We start from the raw sequence: 21183 nt of genomic DNA on the forward strand, positions 1-21183 counted from the left end.
GGCGCAAGGGTTTGTCAAGATGCCTGATGCGCGTCGTCAAAGCGATTGTTGCGCGGGAAGCCGCGCGGTGCCATGCGGCCCGATTTGGCGCGCGGCGCGCTCCATTCCTCCAGGTCGGTTTCGGTGCGGGTGCGGCCGGCCGGGTCTTTCCAGCTCAAGCCATCTGCACGTGTGAAGGTGATCGCGTCGGACAGGCCACCATCTTTATAGGCCTGCAGGCGCACGCCCTTGCCACGCGCCATTTCAGGCAGTTCGGCCAGCGGAAAGACCAGAAGTTTGCGGTTTTCACCAACAACGGCAATGCTGTCGCCCTGCACCGGGCGGCAGATTGCGGCCTTCACACCCTCTTTTGTGTTCAGCACCTGCTTGCCGCTGCGGGTTTGGGCCAGGCAATCTGCCTCGGCCACAACAAAGCCATCGCCGGCGGTCGAGGCGACCAGCAGCTTGCCCTCGGGTTTGTGGATGAACAGCGCCAGCGTTTCCGCCTCGTTCGGCAAATCAACGATCAGGCGCACAGGCTCGCCCATGCCGCGCCCGCCGGGCAGGCTGGAGCCGGGCAAGGTATAAAACCGCCCGTTGCTGCCGAACAGCAGCAGCTTGTCGGTGGTTTCGGCATGGATCAGGAAGCGCGGGCCGTCGCCATCTTTGAACTTCAACTCGGTATCGGGCGCGATATGGCCCTTCATGGCACGGATCCAGCCCATAGCCGAGCAGACCACCGTGATCGGCTCGCGCTCGATCATTGCCTCCAGCGGCACATCCTCGATTTCGGGCGCTTCGGCCAGTTCGGTGCGCCGCTCGCCGCCCTTGGCCGCGCGGCCAAAGCTTTTGCGGGTTTCCTGAAGCTGCTCCTTGATCCGCGCCCATTGCAGGCCCTCATCGGCCAGCAGGTCTTGCAACTCGGCCCGCTCGATCAGCAGCGCATCATGTTCGCGCCGAAGCTCCATTTCTTCAAGCCTGCGCAGGCTGCGCAGGCGCATGTTCAAAATCGCCTCGGCCTGCACGTCGGACAGTTCGAATTCGGCCATCAGCACGGGCCTGGGCTCGTCTTCGTGGCGGATGATGGCGATCACCCGGTCGAGGTTCAGAAAGGCGATGATATAGCCTTCAAGCACTTCAAGGCGGGCATCGATCTTGGCCAGACGGTGCTGGCTGCGGCGCAAAAGCACATCGCGACGGTGGTCGAGAAAGGCGCGCAGAACCTGCCGCAAATCGGCCACAACGGGCGTGCGGCCATCTATCAGCACGTTCATATTCATGCTGAACCGTGTTTCAAGGTCGGACTGGCGGAACAGAGTCTCCATCAGCACGGCCGGGTCAACCGTGCGGCTTTTGGGTTCCAGCACAAGGCGAATGTCTTCGGCGCTTTCATCGCGCACATCGCCCAGAATCGGGATTTTCTTGGCGTTGATCAGCTCGGCGATTTTCTCGACCAGCTTGGATTTCTGCACCTGATAGGGGATTTCGGTAACGACAATCTGCCATGTGCCCCGGCCCAGATCTTCAACCGCCCAGCGCGCGCGCAGCCTAAACGAGCCGCGCCCGGTCTCGTAAGCCGTGCGGATATTGTCGCGCGGCTCAACCAGAATGCCACCTGTGGGGAAATCCGGCCCCGGCATATGTTCGAGCAGGGTTTCGATATGCGCGTTCGGCGCCTTGATCAGGTGCAGGCAGGCATCGCACAGCTCGCCAATATTATGCGGCGGAATGTTGGTGGCCATGCCCACGGCAATGCCGCTGGAGCCATTGGCCAGCAGGTTGGGAAAGGCCGAAGGCAGCACGACCGGCTCACGATCGGTGCCATCATAGTTTTCACGAAAATCAACCGCGTCTTCGGCCAGCCCGTCCATCATCGCCTCGGCGGCGCGGGTCAGGCGGGCCTCGGTATAGCGCTGGGCGGCGGGGTTGTCGCCGTCGATATTGCCAAAATTGCCCTGGCCATCGACCAGCGGGTAGCGCACGTTGAAATCTTGCGCAAGCCGCGCCATCGCATCGTAAATCGCGCTGTCGCCATGCGGATGAAAGTTGCCCATCACATCGCCGACGATTTTTGCGCATTTGCGAAACGCGCCGGTCGAATCGAGCTTCAATTCGCGCATGGCGTAAAGAATCCGCCGATGCACAGGCTTCAGCCCGTCGCGCGCATCGGGCAAGGCGCGGTGCATGATGGTGGTCAGCGCATATTGCAAATAGCGATCGCCAAGCGCCCGGCGCAGGGTTTCATTCGAGGTGGCCGAGCCATCGCGCATATTGGGGTCATCAAGCAAATCAGACATAGATATCGTCTATATCGGGGGGCTTGTGTGGTCCAGCACAATTCTGCCATAGCTGCGTTGCGGCGCATGGGCAGGTGTGACAGCGTCGCCATGCGCAACGGAAATTCGGATAACGGGCCTATGAAAACCATTCTCATCACCGGCTGCTCGTCGGGCATTGGCTATGATGCGGCGCATACGCTGGCGGCGCGCGGCTGGCGGGTGTTTGCCACCTGCCGCCAGCAGAAAGACGCCGACCGGCTGGTGAATGAGGGGCTTGAGGCGCTGGCGCTTGATTATGCAAACGAGGCGGGGATGAAGGCTGCGCTGGCCGAGATTTTTGCGCGCACCGGCGGGCGGCTCGATGCGCTGTTCAACAATGGCGCCTATGCCATTCCCGGCGCGGTGGAAGATTTGCCGCGCGATGCGTTGCGCGCGATATTCGAGGTCAATCTTTTCGGCCAGTTCGACCTGATCCGCCAGGTTCTGCCCGCCATGAAGGCGCAGGGAAGCGGGCGGATCATCAACTGCTCTTCGGTGCTGGGGTTTGCGGCCTTGCGAATGCGCGGCGCCTATATTGGCACGAAATTCGCAATGGAGGGGATGAGTGATGCGCTGCGCTACGAAAACCACCAAAGCCCGGTGCATTTCAGCCTGATCGCGCCGGGGCCCATTGCCACGCGGATTCGCGAAAACGCCATCCCGCATTTTGAACGCTGGATAGATTGGGAAGCCTCGGCCTTGCGCCGGGTGTATGAAAAAACCTTGCGCCCGCGCCTGTATGAACCGGCGACCAAGAAAGACAGGTTCGAATTGCCACCAAGCGCGGTGACTGCGAAGCTTATACATGCGCTGGAAAGCCGCACACCGCGCGCGCGCTACTATGTCACAACACCCACCTATTTTGCCCGCTATGCCAAGCGGTTTTTGCCCGATAGCTGGGCAGATGCGATATTTCGCCGCCAGTAAGGCAATGGCGCTGACAAGGGCGCCGCGTTATACTGGGTGTGAAAGGATACTGCCATGCTTCAAGACCCACTTTTCATACTGGTCATTCTCGCCTGCCTTGCGGTGTTCGTGGTGCTGATGACCGGCGTTATCGGCTTTGCCCGGGGCGGCGAATTCAACCGCAAATATGCCAACAAGATCATGCGGCTGCGCATTGCGCTGCAATTTGTGGCCGTGGCGCTGTTCATGCTGTTTCTCTATCTGCGCTCGTCAAGCTGATGGTTGTCTTGAACCGCATTTACACCCGCACGGGCGACAGGGGTGACACAGCCCTTGGCAATGGTGCGCGCGTGGCCAAGCACGATGCCCGCGTTGCCGCCTATGGCACGGTTGATGAAACCAACGCCACCGTCGGGCTGGCGCGGCTCCATGCCAGCGGTGCAGCGGATGAGGCTCTCGCCCGTATCCAGAACGATCTGTTCGATCTGGGGGCCGATCTTTGCCGCCCCGATATGGAAAAAGACGCCAGTGCCGAATACCCGCCGCTGCGCGTGAATGATGCACAGGTAGACCGGCTTGAAGCAGAGATAGACGCAATGAATGCCGATCTGACCCCGCTGCGCAGCTTTATCCTGCCCGGCGGCGCGGCGCTTGCAGCACATTTGCACCTGTGCCGCACGGTGTCGCGCCGGGCCGAACGGCTGGCGACGGAACTCGCCATAGCCGAAACAGTCAACCCCGCCGCGCTGCGCTATCTCAACCGCCTGTCGGACTGGTTTTTTGTGGCCGCGCGCATTGCCAATAACAATGGCGCCGATGATGTGCTTTGGGCGCCGGGCGCCAATCGTTAGCTTTGGGCAAGCATCTGCACTGTGGGCTTGAAGCGGCCAGGTGGTTTTTTGATCAACCGCGCCCTGCCCTTTGCCTTTCGATAGCGGCCAACGGCGCCAATTCCACGTTGTTTTTTGATCATGGTTGACCTGCCACGCAGATTTGGAACAATCCTCAATTGCTGCGTTGCGGCACCACGCAGCCGGGTTGCCGCGATGTCTTGCTTGCGTTGCAGCGCAGCAAATGATTTGTTGCGCCAGTCTTGGCTGGTTCCATATGTGGCGGATTCTGAAATTTTGTGTCGTTTTTTCACGGCGCGGGGCAGGAAAATCCGCTAGAGCTTGGGCCGATAACTTGCCCCGAAGGGGCGTTGATACTGGAGATACGCAATGAAGGTGCTGGTGCCTGTTAAACGCGTGATCGACTATAACGTGAAAGTTCGTGTCAAAGCGGATGGCAGCGGGGTCGATCTTGCGAATGTCAAAATGTCGATGAATCCGTTTGACGAAATCGCTGTGGAAGAAGCCATTCGTCTGCGCGAAGCGGGCAAGGCAGAAGAAATCGTCGTGGTGTCCATCGGCGTGAAGCAAAGCCAGGAAACGCTGCGCACCGCTTTGGCAATGGGGGCCGATCGCGCCATTCTGATCGAAGCCACCGACAATGTGCATACCGATATCGAGCCGCTGGCCGTGGCCAAGCTGCTCGCCGCTGTGGTGAAGGAAGAAAACCCCGGCCTTGTTCTGTGCGGCAAGCAGGCGATTGACAATGACATGAATGCCACCGGCCAGATGCTGGCTGCCTTGCTGGGCTGGTCGCAGGCGACCTTCATCTCAAAGCTCGATATTGATGGCGATAGCGCCACGGTAACCCGCGAGGTTGATGGCGGTTTGCAGGTGATCAAGGTGAACATGCCCGCGATTGTGAGCGTGGATTTGCGCCTGAACGAGCCGCGCTATGCCTCGCTGCCCAATATCATGAAAGCCAAGAAAAAGCCGCTGGATACCAAAACGCCCGAAGATTACGGCGTGGATACCACCGCACGGCTGAGCATCGTTTCAACCAGTGAACCGGCGGCGCGTGCGGCGGGTGTGAAAGTTGCCTCGGTTGCGGAACTTGTGGGCAAACTCAAAGATGCGGGGGTGATCTGATGGCTGTTTTGCTACTTGCCGAGGTTAACGGCGCCGAAATTTCGATGGACCAAACCGCCAAGGCGCTGAGCGCCGTGCAGAGTTTGGGGGATGTCACCGTGCTGGTCGCGGGTGAAGGCTGCGGCGATGCTGCAAAATCCGCCGCGTCACTGGCCGGTGTTGCCCGCGTTCTTTGCGCCGATGATGCGCTATATGGCCACGGCATGGCCGAGCCGCTGGCCGCACTTATCGTTGGGCTTGCGGGTGATTTCAGCCATATTGCCGCCCCGGCCACCGCCATTGGCAAGAACGTGCTGCCCCGCGTGGCTGCGTTGCTGGATGTGATGGTCATTTCCGATGTGACCGGCATTGTCGATGCCGACACGTTCGAGCGCCCGATTTATGCGGGCAACGCCATTCAGACCGTGAAATCCACCGATGCCAAAAAGGTCATGTCGATCCGCACCGCCGGGTTTGATGCGGCCGGCGAAGGTGGTGCTGCTTCGGTTGATGCGGCGGCGGCGGCCGCAGACCCCGGCCTTTCGGCCTGGGTTGAAGACCGCGTCCAATCTTCCGACCGGCCCGAACTGACCTCGGCCAAGGTGGTTGTGTCGGGCGGTCGCGGTGTTGGCAGCAAGGAAAACTTCGAGATCATCGAAAAGCTGGCCGACAAGCTTGGTGCCGCCGTTGGTGCCAGCCGTGCTGCGGTTGACAGCGGCTATGCCCCGAATGACTGGCAGGTTGGCCAGACCGGCAAGGTTGTCGCGCCCGAGCTTTACATCGCCATCGGCATTTCCGGTGCCATCCAGCACCTTGCGGGTATGAAAGACAGCAAGGTGATCGTCGCCATCAACAAGGACGAGGAAGCGCCGATCTTTCAGGTGGCCGATTACGGGCTGGTGGCCGACCTGTTCACCGCCGTGCCGGAGCTTGACGCGGCACTGAGCTAAGCGCAGATACAGCACTTGGAAAGCCCCGCCGCTGGTGGGGCTTTTCTTTTGGCGAATAGCGGTTGCAGCGCCTGTGCGGCTGCGCATATTCTTGGCCAAACGAATAGGAAACTGGCATGGACATCAAATCGGTTGGGGTTATTGGCGCAGGCCAGATGGGCAGTGGCATTGCCCATGTCATGGCGCAAGCCGGATACGAGGTGCGCCTGCACGATGTCGCCCCCGGCGCGGTCGAACGTGCGATTGCGCAGATCGGCGATAATTTCGACCGTCAGATCGCCAAGGGCAAGGCCGATGCGGCGACAAAGGCCGCGACCCTGGCCAATATCCACCCCACGGCGGAAATTGCCGCGATTGGCGCCTGTGATCTGATCATCGAGGCCGCGACCGAGAAAGAGACGATCAAGCAGCAGATTTTTGCAAGCCTTGCACCGCATCTGGGCAAAGATACGATCCTGACCTCCAACACCTCGTCGATTTCCATCACACGGCTGGCTGCGGCCACCGATAGGCCCGAACGCTTCATGGGGTTCCACTTCATGAACCCCGTGCCGATCATGCAACTGGTCGAGCTTATTCGCGGCATCGCCACCGATCAGGAAACCTATGAAACGCTGGCCGCCGTTGTGGAACGGCTCGGCAAAACCGCAACCAGCGCCGAAGATTTCCCCGCCTTCATCGTGAACCGCATTCTGATGCCGATGATCAACGAGGCGGTTTATACGCTTTATGAGGGCGTTGGCACGGTGTCGAGCATTGATAACTCGCTCAAGCTCGGGGCGAACCACCCGATGGGGCCACTGGAACTGGCCGATTTCATTGGGCTGGATACCTGCCTTGCCATTATGAACGTGCTGCACGAAGGGCTGGCCGACACCAAATATCGCCCCTGCCCCTTGCTGGTGAAATATGTGGAAGCCGGCTGGCTGGGCCGCAAAACCAAACGCGGGTTTTATGATTATCGCGGCGATGTGCCGGTGCCAACGCGCTAGCGGCCCTCGCCAAACAGATCATTCACCAGTTTTTCAAGAGCTTCGGCCAGGGGTTCAGCCTCTGGCCCTGTGCATTCAACCTCGATCGACGTGCCCTTGGAGGCGGCCAGCATCAGCAGGCCCATAATCGAATCGCCAGCCGCGTGCATCCCGTCGCGGCGCACAATCGCCTCGGCATCGTAATCTTCGACCACGGCCACAAACTTGGCCGAGGCGCGCGCGTGCAGGCCTTTTTCATTCTGAATATGCAGAATCATTTGCCCGCCACCGCCTTGAGCGCGGGCGCGTTCGTGGCGGGTGTGCAGCAGTCGATATACTTGCGCCCGGCGGTCAGCGCGAAATCGACCGCAACGGCCAGCGGTTTGCGCCGCGCCTTGGCCAGCTTCACCAGCAAGGGCAGGTTGGCGCCATAAATGACGCGGCGCGCATCGCTTTCACAGGCGGCCAGCGCAAGGTTCGAGGGGGTGCCGCCGAACATATCGGTGACGATCACCACCCCAACCCCCGCATCAACCGTGGCGATTGCGGCGCAAATTTCATCTTGCTTGTCGGCGCGGGCATCATGCGGGCCAATGGCCACGGTGGCCACGCCGTTTTGCGGGCCAACAACATGTTCCATTGCCGCACGGTATTCCACTGCCAAACCGCCATGCGCGACGATGACAATACCAATCTGGGCTGTGGTTGCGATGGTCATAAACCCGACGATCCCTTTGCATCAAGCTCTCGATGGCGAATTGACACATGCCAGCCCGCTTCTGCAAGCCGATTATGCACATCCTCGGCAATTACAACCGAGCGGTGTTGCCCGCCCGTGCAGCCCAGCGCGATTGAGAAATAGGATTTTCCTTCGGCGCGATAGGCGGGCAACAGCAAATCGCACATACGGATCAGCCCGGCAACGAAGGGTTCGTAATTGGCGTCTTTCTTCACATAGGCGGCCACATCGGGGTTGCGGCCATCTTCGGCGCGCAAATCCTTGTCCCAATGCGGGTTGCGCAGGAAACGGCAGTCAAGCACCATATCCGCCCCATGCGGCAGGCCGCGCTTGTAGGAAAAGGACTGCACCGAAACCGAAAGCACCGTGGTGCGCGCCTCGTCAAACCAGCGGGCGAGTTCGGCGCGCAAATCATGCAGGCTCAGGTCTGACGTGTCGATCAGAATATCGGCATGTTCGCGCAGCCCGCTCAGCAGGCCGTATTCCTCGTCAATCGCGCTTTGCAGCGAGCCTTTGGCGGTAAGCGGATGGCGGCGGCGGGTTTCGCTGAAACGGCGAAACAGCACATCGCGCGCGCAATCCAGATAGAGCAGTTGCACCAGCATTTCGGGGTGGGCGGCGGCGGCCTTCACGGCTTTGCGCAACGCTGCGGCTGAAAACCCGCGCGTGCGCGCATCCACCCCTATGGCCATCGGGCGCGGCATGGGCGGGCCGGAGAGCAGCCGCGGCAACAGGCCAAGCGGGAGATTGTCGATAATCTCAAAGCCCAGATCTTCAAGACCATGCAGCGCGGTCGAGCGCCCGGCCCCCGAAGGCCCGGTCACAAGAACAACATGTTGAGGTTGCACAGTATCCGTCATCTCACCCATTCATGCCACGCGCGCGCCTTGAAGCAAAAGCCATATTGCCGGCGCCAATGCTACATTGCCCTTGCCAAGCAGCAAATCAAGTTCTGTGCCGAAACCGTGATGCACACGGCGCGGCGGCAGACGCTCGGGTTCGGGCTGGTCAAGGTCTACCACCAGATCCAGGCGACATGATGGCAGATGCGGTGCCGCCAGAAGCCCGACGCCGCGCGCTTCAACCATGCCCGCAATACTGGGGGCGGGCTGCGCGACAAGCACATCGCCCTGAAGGTTGAGCATGACGCCGTCATCGGCCACCAGGTCGGCACCAAAGGCCATCAGCTGCAAAAGCAGGCTCGACTTGCCCGACCCGCTTTTGCCGATGATCAGCACGCCGCGGCCAGCGCGCGCCGCACAACTGGCATGAAGCATCTGGCTCATCGGCTGAGGACGATGGTGAAAACCGCGCCGGTTTGCCCATCGGTGCGGTTGGACGCGGTGATCGTGCCGCCATGCGCCTCGACGATTTGCCGCGATATGGCCAGACCAAGGCCGGAATGGTCGCCAAAGGTTTCATCCGGGCGCGATGAATAGAAGCGGCTGAAAATATCGTTGAGGTTTTCAACTGGAATGCCCGGCCCGGTATCGGCGATCAGCACGGTGACGCGGTCTTCACCTTCACCGTTGATGGCAATGTCGATCCGCCCGCCGCGCGGCACGAAGCTCAGTGCATTGCCGATGACATTGGCAAACACCTGCGCCAGCCGGCTTTCCAGCCCGCGAATGGCCATATCCTGGCCCTTGCTGTGCATTTCCAGCGTCACCCCCGCCGCCTCTGCCTGCAATTCGTGATGGCGCAGCAGGTTGGCAAGCATCTCATCGAGCTTCACCTCGGCCCAGGTGTCGCGCACCAGTTCCGCCTCAAGCCGCGACGCATTGGAAATATCGGTTACAAGCCGGTTCATCCGGTCGATATCAACGCGGATGATGTCGAGCAATTCAGACCGGTCGGCATCGGATTTCACATAATCCAGCGTTTCGACCGCCGAACGCAGCGAGGTAAGCGGGTTTTTCAACTCATGCGCCACATCGGCGGCAAAAAGCTTGTTTTCCTCGATCCGCTGATACAGCGCGCCGGTCATGGATTGCAGGGCGCGCGACAGATCGCCCACCTCATCGGGGCGTGAGGACATGTCCGGAATGCGAATGCGCGCCGGGTTGATCCGGCCCGAGCCGACATCGGTTGCATTGACCAGTTGGCGCAAAGGCCGGGCGATGGAATTGGCCAGCAGCACCGACAGGATGATCGAGCAAAGAATGGCCAGCACGAACATTTCCAGAATGCGTTCGCGCGCCGCACGAATGCGCGCATCGATCTCGCCGCGCCGCGTGGCAAGCACCACGGCAAAGCGGCCATCGACCGGGGCTGCAACAACCACGTAAATCTGCCCGTCGGTATCGACCAGCGTTTCCTGCATCGCCACGCCGCCTTGCATGGCGCGCGTCGCAAGTTCTGAAAACCTGGACAGCGGGTTGCCACGGTCGCTATCGGATGACTCCAGACCAATGGCCGCCAAAGCGCCCCAAACCGATTGCAGCCCGCGCATCAGCGCCGAACCGCCTGTCGGGTCCAGCTCGGCATCGGCGTCATTCGGCACGGCGACATAGCGGATAATTTCGCCACCGGGGCCATAAAGCACGGCATTGGCCTCGGATTCTGCGGCAAGCTCGGCAAAACGCGGTGCAACCGCATCGCCCTCAAACGGCTCCAGCGCCAGCGCAATGACCCGCGCCTCGCTATTGAGCAGTTTGCGGCTTTGCTCAACCGCTGTATTGTCGTTCTGGTTGAGGTAAAGGATGCCAAACACCAGCACCAACAGCCCGAATACATTGAAAATAATGATCTTGCGCGCCAAAGGCGAACGGTTGCGCCGCATCCAGCCGCGCCAGGATTGCGCGCGCTGACGATCGAGCATTGAATGTTCCGGCGTGACCCCCTCGGCCATACTCATACCTCGTTATACCGATACCCAACGCCATATAGTGTTTCAATTGAGGCGAAATCCGGGTCATGCGCCCGGAATTTTTTGCGTAACCGCTTGATGTGGCTGTCGATTGTGCGGTCATCGACATAAACCTGGTCGGTATAGGCGGCATCCATGAGCTGGTCGCGCGATTTTACAACGCCGGGGCGGTTGGCGAGCGTGAGCAGCAGAATAAACTCGGTCACCGTCAGGCTGACCGGTGTGCCCTTCCACATCACCTGATGGCGGGTCTGGTCCATTGTCAGGCTGCCGCGTTGCAGCACTTCAAGCTCTGGCGCTTCCGCCGCATCGTTTTCGGCGATGTTGTTGCGCCGCAAAACCGCGCGGATGCGCTCTATCAACAGGCGCTGTGAAAACGGCTTGCGCACATAATCATCGGCACCAAGTTGCAGGCCCAGGACCTCGTCCAGCTCATCATCGCGCGAGGTCAGAAAAATCACCGGCAGTTTTGATTTGGCGCGCAGCCGGCGCAAAAGTTCCAGCCCGTCCATACGCGGCATTTTCACATCGAATACCGCAAGATCGGGTGGCTCGTCGATCAGCGCGAACAAGGCCGCAGCCCCGTCATTATAGGTGCGCACTTCAAAGCCTTCGGCGCGAAGTGCCATTGAAACCGAGGTGAGGATGTTGCGATCATCGTCAACCAGCGCGATGGTAGCCATGTGTATTCCTATCGTAGTGCCGCCCGAATATAGCTTCGTGCAAACTGCCGAAGGTTGCAACCCATGCCGCGCAACCCCCCTGCGCGGATTTGGCGCCGCTTAGGTGGTAGATTTTGCACTGCAGCACGGCTAGGCTTGGCATGTCGCTATTGCTTTCGGGAATGTGATTCCCCATCAGAACGGCCCTTTTGGTGTGGCAATGCGGCATTCTTGGGGACAGAAGGCCGCCGAATGCGGCTTTCAACAATCGGAGTCTGCTCAGTATGCAAACTGGCAAGGTCAATCCGTCACATACATTGGCGAAGACCGGCATTACCAATGCCAAACATATTCATTACAATCTGAACGAGCCCGCGCTGATCGAGGCGGCCATTCGCAATGGCGAGGGCAAGCTTGGCCTTGGCGGGGCGTTTCTGGCCACCACCGGCAAGCATACGGGCCGTTCGCCCAAAGACAAATATGTCGTGCGCGAGGCTTCGGTCGAACACGCCATCTGGTGGGAAAACAACCAGCCGATGGATGAAGCTGCCTTCAACCGGCTGCGCGACGATATGCTTGCCCATACGAATGACGCCACGCTTTATGTGCAAGACCTGTTTGGCGGCGCCGATCCGGCATACCGATTGAATGTGCGCGTTGTGACCGAGCTTGCCTGGCACGGGCTGTTCATTCGCCACCTGCTGCGCCGCCCTGAACGCGCCGAGCTTGAGGGCTTTGTGCCGGGTTTCACCATCATCAACTGCCCCAGCTTCAAGGCCGACCCGGCGCGCCACGGCTGCCGCAGCGATACCGTGATCGCCGTCAGTTTCGAGCAAAAGCTCATCCTCATCGGTGGCACGGCCTATGCGGGCGAGAACAAGAAATCGGTTTTTGGCCTGCTGAACTACCTGCTGCCCGAACAGGGCGTCATGCCCATGCACTGTTCCGCCAACCACGCCCCCGGCGCACCCGACGATGCGGCAGTGTTTTTCGGCCTGTCCGGCACCGGCAAAACCACGCTGTCAGCCGACCCGGCGCGCGTGCTGATCGGCGATGACGAGCATGGCTGGGCCGATACGGGCACCTTCAACTTTGAGGGTGGCTGCTATGCCAAAACCATCAACCTTTCGGCCGAGGCCGAGCCGGAAATTCATGCCACCACGCATAAATTCGGCACCGTGATCGAGAATATGGTCTATGACCCCGATACGCTGGAGCTGGATTTCGAGGATGACAGCATTACCCCCAATATGCGCTGCGCCTATCCGCTGCACTATATTTCCAATGCCTCCAGAACCGCACGGGGCGGTGTGCCGCGCCATGTGATCATGCTCACCTGCGATGCGTTCGGCGTGCTGCCCCCGATTGCGCGGCTGACCCCCGCACAGGCCATGTATCATTTCCTGTCGGGCTTCACCTCCAAGGTGCCGGGCACCGAAGGTGGCGTGACCGAGCCGCAGCCGACATTCTCAACCTGCTTTGGTGCGCCCTTCATGCCGCGCCGCCCCGAGGTTTATGGCGCACTGCTGCGCGACAAGATCGCCGCAAACGATGTTCAATGCTGGCTGGTCAATACCGGCTGGACAGGCGGGGCCGCAGGCAAGGGTGGCAGCCGTATGCCCATTCGTGCCACGCGCGCCTTGCTCAGCGCGGCACTTTCGGGCGATTTGGCCAAGGGCGCATTCCGCACCGATGCGAATTTCGGTTTTGACGTGCCGCGCGAGGTTGCGGGGGTTGAGGCAAAGCTGCTGACACCGCGCGCCACATGGGCCGACCCCGAAGCCTATGACCGGCAGGCCGCCAAGCTTGTGGCCATGTTCGCCGAAAACTTCGCGCAATATGCCGAACATGTGGGCGATGATGTCATGGCCATCGCGGTCAACGCCGCCTAGGAACAGGGGCGCTGCGGCGCCCCTACATGCCCAGGCCCCGGCGCAGCAGGTTCGCACCCGCCAATACCAGCACAATCAGCGTGATCTTGCGGAACCGTTCCTGGTTGAGCCTGTCCTGCACCTTGAAGCCGATCAACATGCCGCCAAGCGTTGGCAAAAGCAGCAGTGCCGAGAACGGGATCGTGCTGGCATTCAGCACACCCGATTGCAAATGCGCCGCCCCAAGCACCACCGAGCCGGTGAGAAAGCACAGGCCTTGCACGCGCACCAATTCTACCTTTGGCGTGTTCAGGCTAAGCAAGAACAGCAAAATCGGCGGCCCCCAGACACCCGATAGCCCGCCAAAAAACCCCGAGACGAGGCCCACGCAATATTGCATCCACTTGCTGTGGCGCGCGGCAACCCGAGGCCGCCAGCCAAGCACCTGAATCAGCCCGAACATGGTTACAACGGCACCCAGCAACAGCAGCAACATATTGCCGGGAATTCGTGTAACCAGCTGTGCCGATGCCCAGATCATGACCAGCATCACCAGATTCAGCCGCCAGTAATCGCGCAGACTGCCCAATGCCGCCGCCGGCCCATTGCGCAGCCCCTGCCACAGATTTGTCACCAAAGTCGGAATGATCAGCGCCGCGATGGCAATTTCGGCAGCATAGATGGAGCCAAGCCCGCTGATCGCAATCATTGGCAGGCCAAAGCCAAGCGTGCCCTTCACCAGCCCCGCAAACACCATAATGGCAAGGGCAACAAGCAAAGGCACAAGCCCGAAATCGGCAAGAATTTGGTCCATGTGCCCCTATGTCACCCGCAATCGGCGCACGCAATGCTAATTATATTTCTTTCAGTGAACATTCCCACACATATTGTTGCGCAATGAATTGACGCCCCGCGCGAATCCGCCTAACGTCTTCGCAACCGCACAAATATTTTCGCATTGCAGCAGAGCGCCATGAACCAGATGACCCAGCCCGACAGCCCGATCCTTGCCAATCTGAGCGACCAGTGCCGCGCGGCGCTCGCCTGGGCCGACATTGCACTGGCCGCGCAGCGCCAGAAACTGGCGGCGCAAATTGTTGTTGCGGGCCGTATCGACAAACACGCGCTTGATACCCACCAGCACGACGCCCATAGCCTTGCCTGGCTGGCCACATATGTGGAAACCTTGCACCAGGCCCATGCCTGGGCGGTTGGGTTGGCCGAAGCGGGCCGCTTCGGCCCGCTGGAACAGCTTATCCTGCAAATTGGCTTTGGCGAATATCTGGCGCAAATCCGCGGCGGCATTCCGATGGCGCAAGGTGAATTTGCGCGGTTCGAGCTGGGCGCGCCGAATGAGGCTGCGCAGGCGCTTATACAGAACGGCAATACAGCGGCGGCACGCGCGCGCCTGCTTGAACTGGTCATCGGCGCCGAGGGTGCCAGCACCTATGGGGCCACGGGTTTGGATGACGAGATCGAGATGATCCGCGACCAGTTCCGCCGCTTTGCCGATGAACAGGTCCGTCCCTTTGCGCATGGCTGGCACTTGAACGACACGCTTATCCCGCTTGCATTGATCGCGGATATGGGCGCGCTCGGGGTATTTGGACTCACGGTTCCCGAAGAATTCGGCGGCGCGGGGCTTGGCAAAACCGCCATGTGCGTGGTGTCCGAAGAACTCAGCCGCGGCTATATCGGTGTTGGCTCGCTTGGCACGCGGGCTGAAATTGCCTCGGAACTGATCCTTGGCAGCGGCACCGATGCGCAAAAAGCAGAATTCCTGCCCCGCATTGCCAGCGGCGAACTTCTGCCCACAGCGGTTTTTACCGAACCCAACACCGGCTCGGACCTTGGTGCGCTGCGCTGTCGCGCGGTGCCTGAGGGTGACGTTTACAAGGTGACAGGCAATAAAACCTGGATCACCCATGCCGCCCGTGCCGATCTGATGACCATGCTCGTGCGCACAGACCCTGACACCGATGACCATTCGGAGCTGAGCATGTTGCTTGCCCCAAAGCCGCGCGGCACGGCCGAAAGCGATTTTCCTGCTGAGGGGATGAGCGGTGGCGAAATTCCGGTTATCGGCTATCGCGGGATGAAGGAATACGAGCTTGGCTTTGACGGGTTTGAAGTGCCGGCCGAAAACCTGCTGGGCGGCGTTGCCGGACAGGGGTTTCGCCAGCTTATGCGCACATTTGAATCTGCCCGCATTCAAACCGCCGCGCGCGCAATCGGCGTGGCGCAAAATGCGCTCGACCTGGGGCTTGGCTATGCACAATCGCGCCAGCAATTTGGCGTGCCACTTGCAAATTTCCAGCGCATTTCCGGCAAGCTCGCCATGATGGTTGTCGAGATCATGCTCACCCGCCAGCTTACCTATCATGCCGCGCGCATAAAGGATGAAGCTGCGCGCTGCGATCTTGAAGCAGGCATGGCCAAATTGCTTGGGGCGCGCGTTGCCTGGGCGGCGGCGGACAATGCGTTGCAAATTCACGGTGGAAACGGATTTGCTGCCGAATATGAAATCAGCCGCGTTCTGTGTGATGCGCGGATTCTGAACATCTTTGAGGGCGCGGCCGAAATTCAGGCGCAGGTCATCGCCCGCCGCCTAGTTGAAACGACGCTGTAACGCCGCGATCAGCCGGGCGCGCGCGGCTGGCAATTGCCTGTGGCCAAGCGCGGGAAAGGCCCGATGCTCCAGAAAATATCCGGTGGTGGTTAAGGCCTGAACCACATTTTCAGGGCTGGAGACAACGCCGCCGAGCATGATATCGGGCAGCGGAAGCAGCTTGTCGGCCCATTCACCCGCCGCCGCGCGGCTGACCGCGCGGCCGGTTTTGGGGGACACATAGGCCAGATCATTCCGCTGTGCCGTGACGGCGCATTGGTCAAGATCTAAACCATATCCAAGCTCACGCAGCAAAAGCAGCTCCCAGCGCACATATTCGGCCAGCCAGTCGCTACCCAGGGCAAGGCTGTTTGCCAATGTAATTGTATGCGCGTAAAGCTGCGGATGGGCCTCCCGCTCTGGCAGGCCTTGCGAAAGCAGGGCCGTAACTGTGCCAAAGGCGGCGAGTGTCAGCGCATCTGCCATAAGCCCGGCCGCGCGCGATTGTATTGGTTCAACGCTGAACGTTCCAATATGGTCTTCCAGCCGCGCGCGCCAGCTGACAGCGAGCTGCGCGCCCGGCTGCAAGATCGGCGCCATGCGCCGCGCTCCGCCACCCTGCACCACCCCGGCATGGCGGCCGTGGTCCTGGGTGAATACCTCGATGATGGCCGCCGCTTCACCATGCCGCCGCGAGGTCAGTAAAATTCCGCTATCCCGCCATTCCATCGCCGCAGTCTACGCTTGCGCGCCGTAACTGCCAATGCGCCTAATGATCCAGCCCCGGCTCGTCCAGCAAATGTCGCCCGGCACGGTCTTCCACCTCGATCACCCAGATATCGCTGTCAAAACGGCGCTGGCGGGCAATTGCGGCATCAACCTCGGCCTCGTCTCCACGCGCAAGCTCGGCCCAGATACGCGCACCGTCGGCCCTGTTAACCCGTTGAAAACACTGCGCTTCACCGTTCAACAGGTTGAGCTTGACCAGAACAGCGCCCGCCGTATCATCGCCATGCGCCACCACATAGGCGGGGATATTTGCAAAGCCCAGGCGCGCCAGATAGGCCTGCACCCAAAACGAGGATGCAAGCCGTGCCACTAATTGCCCTCGTTGAAATCGAGCCCCATTTCCGTGTAACGCTCCGGCTCGTCCAGCCAGTTGGGGCGCACTTTGATTTGCAAAAACAGATGGACGGGCCGGCCCAGAAACGTGGCCATTTCCTGGCGCGCTGCTGTCGAAATTGCTTTGATTGTTGCGCCCTTCGCGCCAAGCACAATGCCCTTGTGCCCGTCGCGCATGACGTAAATGAGTTGCCCAATCCGCACCGAACCATCGGGCTTTTCTTCCCAGCTTTCGGTTTCAACGGTCAGCTGGTAAGGCAATTCCTCGTGCAGCCGCAATGTCAGCTTTTCGCGCGTCATCTCGGCGGCGATCATCCGCATCGGCAAATCGGCGATCTGGTCTTCGGGGTAAAGCCAGGGGCCGATTGGCAATTCGTCCGCCAGATAGCTGCGCAAATCGTCAACCCCATGCCCGCGCTCGGCCGAGATCATGAAGGTCGCGGCGAAAACCAGTTCAGCATTTAACTTTTCTGATAGTGCCAGCAATATTTCGGCTTTCACTCGGTCAATTTTATTGATCGCCAGCACAAGTTTCTGGCCCGGGTCCATACGCTCTTTCAGCGCATCGATGATCACCTGCACACCATCGGTCAGCCCGCGATGCGCCTCGATCATCAGCACGATGATCTCGGCATCGGCGGCCCCGGACCAGGCCGCGCTGACCATCGCCCGGTCGAGCCGGCGGCGCGGTGCGAACAGGCCCGGCGTGTCGACAAATATCAGCTGCGCCGGCCCTTCAAGCGCAACACCACGAATGCGCGCGCGCGTCGTTTGCACCTTGTGCGTTACGATAGAAACCTTTGCGCCCACCATCCGGTTGAGCAGGGTCGATTTTCCGGCATTCGGCTCGCCGATCAGTGCAATAAATCCGCAACGTGTTTCGGTCATGACTTGTCCAATTCGCCAAGAAGCTGTTGTGCCGCCAAATGCTGTGCGGCGCGTTTTGAAGGGGCGGAGGCTTCGGAAAACTGTTTGTTTTCAAGCTCGACGCGCACGGTAAACACCGGGGCATGGTCGGGGCCCTTGCGGGAAACATCAATATAGCGCGGCAAGGCCATGCCGCGCCCCTGTGCCCATTCCTGCAGGTCGGATTTGGCATCGGCGGCGCGGCTGTCAACCTCGGCGATCAGCCCGCCCCAGTGTTGCAATATCACCTTGCGCGCGGCATCAAACCCGGAATCAAGGTAAATAGCGGCCAGCACCGCCTCCATCGCATCGCCAAGAATGGCGGTTTTGCGCCGCCCGCCCGAAAGTGCTTCCGACCGGCCCAGGCGCAATGCGCTGCCAAGGCCAATGCGTTCGGCAATTTCGGCGCAGGTTTCCTTGCGCACCAGCGCGTTGAGCCGTGGCGCAAGCTGGCCTTCGCGCGCGCCGCGATCATCCTCAAACAGCGCCTGTGCGATGACCAGGCCAAGAACGCGGTCACCGAGAAATTCCAGCCGCTGATAGTCGGCCAGCCCGTTTGAGGCACGCGAACCGTGGGTCAGCGCGCGTATCAGCAGCTCTGGGCGCGCGAATTTATGGCCAAGACGTTCGGCAAATGCCGTAGTTTCGGCCGCCTCACTCAATTCACTGCCGTCAGGAAACGGTCGGCACGCCATGTCCAAAAGGCCAGAAGCGAGCGGCCGGCCGAAGAAAAGATCACACGATCAGCACGGCCGACAATGTTTTCATAGGGCACGAAACCAACGCCACGCGCGGCAGCGGCAACGCGGCTATCGGTGGAGTTGTCACGATTGTCGCCCATGAAGAAATATTGCCCCTCGGGCACCAGAAACTCGGCCGTATTGTCAAGGCTGCCATTATCGGTGACGTTTAGAACAGGGTGCGAAACACCGCCCGGCAGGGTTTCTATGAACCGCTCTTTCTCACAGATGCCGCCTTCGCCCTGCAAACCGTTGGAACAGATCGGGCGGTTGCCTTCCGGGCCTTGCGGCCCGTATTCTTCGACAAAAACGCCATCCGGCACCTGTTCGGCGGCCACATCGTTGATAAACAGCACACCATTTGCCATGCGCACACGGTCACCCGGCATACCGATTAGACGTTTTACAAAATCCGCCCCGTTTTGCGGGTGGCGAAAGACCACGACATCGCCGCGCTTGGGCTCTTCGCCCCAGATGCGTTCGTTGCTGCCCTGGGCAAAGCCGCAAAATTCCACGCCAAACATGCGCGGGCAGGAGGCATAGGAATACCCATAGGCGAATTTGTTCACGAACAGAAAGTCGCCAATCAGCAACGTGTCTTTCATTGAACCGGAGGGGATGTAGAAGGGCTGAAAGATCAGCGTGCGGATCAGCCCTGCCAATGCCAGCGCATAAATGATGGTGCGGACCCATTCGCTGATGAAACCGCGTTTCTTGCCTGTCGTCGCTGCCATATTCTTCCCCAAATTCATGGCGCTGTGTCGCAACTGCGCGCCGATTAGTCAAGATGCGTGCGTATCGCCCTTCAAGCGCGCCTCGATCACCACAAAAGCCTGCGCCCAGGGGTGGTCATCGGTCAGGGTGACATGGATAAGCGCCTCGTGACCCGCCGGCGTCATCCGCGCCAGCCGATCTGCCGCGCCGCCAAAAACCTGCATTGTGGGCTGGCCGCTGCGCAGATTGCGCACAACCATTTCATTCCAGGCAATCCCCATCCGCAAGCCCGTGCCCAGCGCTTTGGAGCAAGCCTCTTTCGCTGCCCAGCGTTTGGCATAGGTGGCCACGCGCTCGCGCCGGGAATCGGCCTTGTCGCGCTCGACCTCGGCAAAGACTCTTTGCAGAAAACGATCTCCGAACCGCGCAATTGTGGCTTCAATCCGCTCAATATTTGCAAGATCCGAACCTATGCCCAAAATCATTGCGCTGCGGCCCTTGCCGCATCCATGCGCTGGCGCATCTCGGCGATTGCCGGTGTCAGCCCCACAAAAATTGCTTCGCCCATCAGGAAATGGCCGATATTCAGCTCGATCACCTGTGGAATTTGCGCAATGGGGGCCACGGTGTCATAGGTCAGGCCGTGGCCTGCATGAACCTCCAGCCCCAGGCTTTGCGCCAGCGCAGCCATATCCACCAGCCTGGCCAGTTCAGCGTCGCGCGCCGCAAAATCGCCCTCGGCATGAAAATCGCAATAGGCGCCGGTATGAAGCTCCACAACCGGTGCGCCAATTCGTGCCGCTGCCTCGATTTGCCGCGCATCCGCGGCAATGAAGATCGACACGCGGCACCCCGCATCACGCAAGGGCGCAATGAAATGGGCAAGCCGATTCTCTTCGCGCGCCACCTCCAGCCCGCCTTCGGTTGTGCGCTCTTCGCGGCGTTCCGGCACCAGGCACACCGCATGGGGCTTGTGGCGCAGCGCAATGGCCTGCATTTCTGCCGTTGCGGCCATCTCAAAATTCAGCGGCACGCGCAAACCGGCCATCAGCGCATCTATGTCGCTATCGGTTATGTGGCGCCGGTCTTCGCGCAAATGCGCGGTAATGCCGTCGGCGCCGGCCTCCTGGGCCATGAGTGCGGCGCGCAACGGGTCGGGATAGGCGCCGCCGCGGGCATTACGCACTGTGGCCACATGGTCGATATTCACGCCAAGGCGCAATCTGCTTTCAGTCTTTTGCGACATCACCTTCGGCCTCCGGGCTTAGTTCTGGTCTTGCTTGGCTTTGCTCTCGTTCAGGCGGGCTGCGCGGCGGGCACGGGCGCGCTCCATCAGCCGTTCACGCCGACGTAATTGGTATTTGCGAATGATCGGCAGCGCAATGAAATAGCTGAGTGTGGCCACAAACCCGCCGACAATTGCGCCGCCCACGATATAGGGCAAGAACACTTCCTGGAAAAACCCGCCCATGCGGTAAAGCTCGTTCTGGCCATAGCCGAAAATGCTTTTGAACGAGTTCCAGAGCCCGGAAAACGCGTTGACAAACGCATGTTGCATTCGCATGAAGCCAAGGTCTTCGCCCCGCCCGCCAACGATGCGCCCCCCCACCCAAAGTGCTGAGCCGGCGATGGCCGGAAAGGTGAACGGGTTGCCCATTGCCGTGCCGATAAGCGCCGCAATGACATTGCCGCGCAGGATATAGGCCAAAAATGCGGCATAAAAGAAGTGCAGGCCGAAAAGCGGGCTGAAGGACACGAACACCCCGCACGCAATGCCCAGCGCAATGCGGTGCGGTGAATCCGGCAAACGACGCACGCGGTGGCCCAGATAGTTGGCCGCCCGCCGCCAGCCGGATTGCGGCATGATCAT

The 21183-nt window shown here is 60.3% G+C and carries 25 protein-coding genes; 8 read left to right on the top strand and 17 right to left on the bottom strand.

Features of this window, described 5'->3' with window-relative positions:
- Positions 1-14: 14 nt before the first annotated feature.
- Positions 15-2276: a DNA topoisomerase IV subunit A gene (gene parC / locus LGT41_RS00415; RefSeq protein WP_274128022.1), complete on the bottom strand. Its 2262-nt coding sequence runs from the start codon at positions 2274-2276 to the stop codon at positions 15-17.
- 120 nt (positions 2277-2396) lie between these two features.
- On the opposite strand from parC, the gene LGT41_RS00420 reads away from it, so the two are divergent.
- The 3 genes from LGT41_RS00420 to LGT41_RS00430 are packed head-to-tail and all read left to right on the top strand — an operon-like array spanning position 2397 to position 4054.
- The gene (locus tag LGT41_RS00420; protein ID WP_274128023.1) at positions 2397-3224 is read left to right on the top strand and encodes an SDR family NAD(P)-dependent oxidoreductase; all 828 of its coding nucleotides are present in this window, start codon (positions 2397-2399) and stop codon (positions 3222-3224) included.
- A 54-nt stretch (positions 3225-3278) separates the two neighbouring features.
- A complete protein-coding gene (locus LGT41_RS00425; RefSeq protein ID WP_274128024.1) occupies positions 3279-3482 on the top strand; it encodes a twin transmembrane helix small protein in 204 nt (67 codons plus the stop codon).
- Positions 3482-4054 carry a cob(I)yrinic acid a,c-diamide adenosyltransferase gene (locus LGT41_RS00430; RefSeq protein ID WP_274128025.1) on the top strand — a complete coding sequence of 191 codons (573 nt, stop codon included), beginning with the start codon at positions 3482-3484 and terminating at the stop codon, positions 4052-4054. Before LGT41_RS00425 ends, LGT41_RS00430 begins: the two co-directional genes overlap by 1 nt.
- On the opposite strand, the gene LGT41_RS00435 is transcribed toward LGT41_RS00430, so the two are convergent.
- On the bottom strand, positions 4051-4347 hold the full coding sequence (locus LGT41_RS00435; protein ID WP_274128026.1) for a hypothetical protein: 297 nt from the start codon (positions 4345-4347) through the stop codon (positions 4051-4053). The two genes, LGT41_RS00430 and LGT41_RS00435, sit on opposite strands and share 4 nt — an antisense overlap.
- 76 nt (positions 4348-4423) lie before the next feature.
- Here LGT41_RS00435 and LGT41_RS00440 point away from each other — a divergent pair, with 76 nt between their 5' ends.
- The 3 genes from LGT41_RS00440 to LGT41_RS00450 all read left to right on the top strand — a co-directional run bounded on the left by LGT41_RS00440 (position 4424) and on the right by LGT41_RS00450 (position 7103).
- Positions 4424-5182: an electron transfer flavoprotein subunit beta/FixA family protein gene (locus LGT41_RS00440; protein ID WP_274128027.1), complete on the top strand. Its 759-nt coding sequence runs from the start codon at positions 4424-4426 to the stop codon at positions 5180-5182.
- Positions 5182-6111, top strand: a complete 930-nt coding sequence (locus LGT41_RS00445) for an electron transfer flavoprotein subunit alpha/FixB family protein (protein WP_274128028.1) — start codon at positions 5182-5184, stop codon at positions 6109-6111. Before LGT41_RS00440 ends, LGT41_RS00445 begins: the two co-directional genes overlap by 1 nt.
- Positions 6112-6227: 116 nt before the next feature.
- Entirely contained in the window at positions 6228-7103 is an 876-nt protein-coding gene (locus LGT41_RS00450; protein ID WP_274128029.1) for a 3-hydroxybutyryl-CoA dehydrogenase, read from the top strand.
- Here LGT41_RS00450 and LGT41_RS00455 read toward each other — a convergent pair.
- From LGT41_RS00455 to LGT41_RS00480, 6 genes are read right to left on the bottom strand one after another with little or no spacing between them, the layout of a single operon-like run.
- The gene (locus tag LGT41_RS00455) at positions 7100-7360 is read right to left on the bottom strand and encodes an HPr family phosphocarrier protein (RefSeq protein ID WP_274128030.1); all 261 of its coding nucleotides are present in this window, start codon (positions 7358-7360) and stop codon (positions 7100-7102) included. The genes LGT41_RS00450 and LGT41_RS00455 overlap by 4 nt on opposite strands.
- Positions 7357-7800, bottom strand: coding sequence for a PTS sugar transporter subunit IIA (locus LGT41_RS00460; protein WP_274128031.1), 444 nt, complete (start codon positions 7798-7800; stop codon positions 7357-7359). The genes LGT41_RS00455 and LGT41_RS00460 overlap by 4 nt, the downstream gene beginning before the upstream one ends.
- Positions 7797-8690 (bottom strand): RNase adapter RapZ, encoded by an 894-nt coding sequence (gene rapZ, locus LGT41_RS00465; protein ID WP_274128032.1) that lies wholly within the window; start codon positions 8688-8690, stop codon positions 7797-7799. Before rapZ ends, LGT41_RS00460 begins: the two co-directional genes overlap by 4 nt.
- Positions 8691-9098, bottom strand: coding sequence for an HPr kinase/phosphorylase (locus LGT41_RS00470; RefSeq protein WP_274128033.1), 408 nt, complete (start codon positions 9096-9098; stop codon positions 8691-8693). It lies immediately after the preceding gene.
- Positions 9099-9103: 5 nt separating this feature from the next.
- On the bottom strand, positions 9104-10642 hold the full coding sequence (locus LGT41_RS00475; RefSeq protein WP_274128034.1) for an ATP-binding protein: 1539 nt from the start codon (positions 10640-10642) through the stop codon (positions 9104-9106).
- 32 nt (positions 10643-10674) lie between these two features.
- Positions 10675-11373, bottom strand: coding sequence for a response regulator transcription factor (locus tag LGT41_RS00480; protein WP_274128035.1), 699 nt, complete (start codon positions 11371-11373; stop codon positions 10675-10677).
- A 263-nt stretch (positions 11374-11636) separates the two neighbouring features.
- On the opposite strand from LGT41_RS00480, the gene LGT41_RS00485 reads away from it, so the two are divergent.
- Positions 11637-13244, top strand: a complete 1608-nt coding sequence (locus LGT41_RS00485; RefSeq protein WP_274128036.1) for a phosphoenolpyruvate carboxykinase — start codon at positions 11637-11639, stop codon at positions 13242-13244.
- A 22-nt stretch (positions 13245-13266) separates the two neighbouring features.
- Here LGT41_RS00485 and LGT41_RS00490 read toward each other — a convergent pair whose 3' ends face one another.
- Positions 13267-14037 carry a sulfite exporter TauE/SafE family protein gene (locus tag LGT41_RS00490; RefSeq protein ID WP_274128037.1) on the bottom strand — a complete coding sequence of 257 codons (771 nt, stop codon included), beginning with the start codon at positions 14035-14037 and terminating at the stop codon, positions 13267-13269.
- A 159-nt stretch (positions 14038-14196) separates the two neighbouring features.
- Between LGT41_RS00490 and LGT41_RS00495 the strand changes: the two genes are divergently transcribed.
- Positions 14197-15852, top strand: a complete 1656-nt coding sequence (locus LGT41_RS00495; RefSeq protein ID WP_420720193.1) for an acyl-CoA dehydrogenase family protein — start codon at positions 14197-14199, stop codon at positions 15850-15852.
- Here the strand turns inward: LGT41_RS00495 and recO are convergent.
- From recO to LGT41_RS00535, 8 genes are read right to left on the bottom strand one after another with little or no spacing between them, the layout of a single operon-like run.
- Entirely contained in the window at positions 15832-16560 is a 729-nt protein-coding gene (recO, locus tag LGT41_RS00500) for a DNA repair protein RecO (RefSeq protein ID WP_274128038.1), read from the bottom strand. The two genes, LGT41_RS00495 and recO, sit on opposite strands and share 21 nt — an antisense overlap.
- 40 nt (positions 16561-16600) lie before the next feature.
- Positions 16601-16930: a DUF1491 family protein gene (locus tag LGT41_RS00505; protein ID WP_274128039.1), complete on the bottom strand. Its 330-nt coding sequence runs from the start codon at positions 16928-16930 to the stop codon at positions 16601-16603.
- Positions 16930-17841, bottom strand: coding sequence for a GTPase Era (gene era, locus LGT41_RS00510; RefSeq protein WP_274128040.1), 912 nt, complete (start codon positions 17839-17841; stop codon positions 16930-16932). Before era ends, LGT41_RS00505 begins: the two co-directional genes overlap by 1 nt.
- A complete protein-coding gene (gene rnc, locus LGT41_RS00515) occupies positions 17838-18521 on the bottom strand; it encodes a ribonuclease III (protein ID WP_274128041.1) in 684 nt (227 codons plus the stop codon). Before rnc ends, era begins: the two co-directional genes overlap by 4 nt.
- The gene (lepB, locus tag LGT41_RS00520; RefSeq protein ID WP_274128042.1) at positions 18518-19333 is read right to left on the bottom strand and encodes a signal peptidase I; all 816 of its coding nucleotides are present in this window, start codon (positions 19331-19333) and stop codon (positions 18518-18520) included. The genes rnc and lepB overlap by 4 nt, the downstream gene beginning before the upstream one ends.
- Before the next feature lie 48 nt (positions 19334-19381).
- Entirely contained in the window at positions 19382-19798 is a 417-nt protein-coding gene (acpS, locus tag LGT41_RS00525) for a holo-ACP synthase (protein ID WP_274128043.1), read from the bottom strand.
- Positions 19795-20559, bottom strand: a complete 765-nt coding sequence (locus tag LGT41_RS00530; protein ID WP_274128044.1) for a pyridoxine 5'-phosphate synthase — start codon at positions 20557-20559, stop codon at positions 19795-19797. The genes acpS and LGT41_RS00530 overlap by 4 nt, the downstream gene beginning before the upstream one ends.
- Positions 20560-20577: 18 nt before the next feature.
- Complete coding sequence (locus tag LGT41_RS00535) at positions 20578-21183, bottom strand: DUF2062 domain-containing protein (protein ID WP_274128046.1); 606 nt, start codon at positions 21181-21183, stop codon at positions 20578-20580.

It is taken from the genome of Abyssibius alkaniclasticus, assembly GCF_020447305.1.
Taxonomy (GTDB): Bacteria; Pseudomonadota; Alphaproteobacteria; order Rhodobacterales; family Rhodobacteraceae; genus Abyssibius; species Abyssibius alkaniclasticus.

Bases quoted from the DNA above. Each gene is read 5' to 3' on its own strand.
- LGT41_RS00535 (WP_274128046.1), bottom strand. From the start codon at position 21,183: ATGATCATGCCGCAATCCGGCTGGCGGCGGGCGGCCAACTATCTGGGC.
- LGT41_RS00450 (WP_274128029.1), top strand. From the start codon at position 6,228: ATGGACATCAAATCGGTTGGGGTTATTGGCGCAGGCCAGATGGGCAGT.
- LGT41_RS00480 (WP_274128035.1), bottom strand. From the start codon at position 11,373: ATGGCTACCATCGCGCTGGTTGACGATGATCGCAACATCCTCACCTCG.
- parC (WP_274128022.1), bottom strand. From the start codon at position 2,276: ATGTCTGATTTGCTTGATGACCCCAATATGCGCGATGGCTCGGCCACC.
- LGT41_RS00470 (WP_274128033.1), bottom strand. From the start codon at position 9,098: ATGCTTCATGCCAGTTGTGCGGCGCGCGCTGGCCGCGGCGTGCTGATC.
- LGT41_RS00495 (WP_420720193.1), top strand. From the start codon at position 14,197: ATGAACCAGATGACCCAGCCCGACAGCCCGATCCTTGCCAATCTGAGC.
- recO (WP_274128038.1), bottom strand. From the start codon at position 16,560: ATGGAATGGCGGGATAGCGGAATTTTACTGACCTCGCGGCGGCATGGT.
- LGT41_RS00455 (WP_274128030.1), bottom strand. From the start codon at position 7,360: ATGATTCTGCATATTCAGAATGAAAAAGGCCTGCACGCGCGCGCCTCG.
- acpS (WP_274128043.1), bottom strand. From the start codon at position 19,798: ATGATTTTGGGCATAGGTTCGGATCTTGCAAATATTGAGCGGATTGAA.
- LGT41_RS00485 (WP_274128036.1), top strand. From the start codon at position 11,637: ATGCAAACTGGCAAGGTCAATCCGTCACATACATTGGCGAAGACCGGC.
- era (WP_274128040.1), bottom strand. From the start codon at position 17,841: ATGACCGAAACACGTTGCGGATTTATTGCACTGATCGGCGAGCCGAAT.
- LGT41_RS00460 (WP_274128031.1), bottom strand. From the start codon at position 7,800: ATGACCATCGCAACCACAGCCCAGATTGGTATTGTCATCGTCGCGCAT.
- LGT41_RS00475 (WP_274128034.1), bottom strand. From the start codon at position 10,642: ATGCTCGATCGTCAGCGCGCGCAATCCTGGCGCGGCTGGATGCGGCGC.
- LGT41_RS00425 (WP_274128024.1), top strand. From the start codon at position 3,279: ATGCTTCAAGACCCACTTTTCATACTGGTCATTCTCGCCTGCCTTGCG.
- LGT41_RS00530 (WP_274128044.1), bottom strand. From the start codon at position 20,559: ATGTCGCAAAAGACTGAAAGCAGATTGCGCCTTGGCGTGAATATCGAC.
- LGT41_RS00420 (WP_274128023.1), top strand. From the start codon at position 2,397: ATGAAAACCATTCTCATCACCGGCTGCTCGTCGGGCATTGGCTATGAT.
- lepB (WP_274128042.1), bottom strand. From the start codon at position 19,333: ATGGCAGCGACGACAGGCAAGAAACGCGGTTTCATCAGCGAATGGGTC.
- rapZ (WP_274128032.1), bottom strand. From the start codon at position 8,690: ATGGGTGAGATGACGGATACTGTGCAACCTCAACATGTTGTTCTTGTG.
- LGT41_RS00445 (WP_274128028.1), top strand. From the start codon at position 5,182: ATGGCTGTTTTGCTACTTGCCGAGGTTAACGGCGCCGAAATTTCGATG.
- LGT41_RS00440 (WP_274128027.1), top strand. From the start codon at position 4,424: ATGAAGGTGCTGGTGCCTGTTAAACGCGTGATCGACTATAACGTGAAA.
- LGT41_RS00430 (WP_274128025.1), top strand. From the start codon at position 3,482: ATGGTTGTCTTGAACCGCATTTACACCCGCACGGGCGACAGGGGTGAC.
- LGT41_RS00490 (WP_274128037.1), bottom strand. From the start codon at position 14,037: ATGGACCAAATTCTTGCCGATTTCGGGCTTGTGCCTTTGCTTGTTGCC.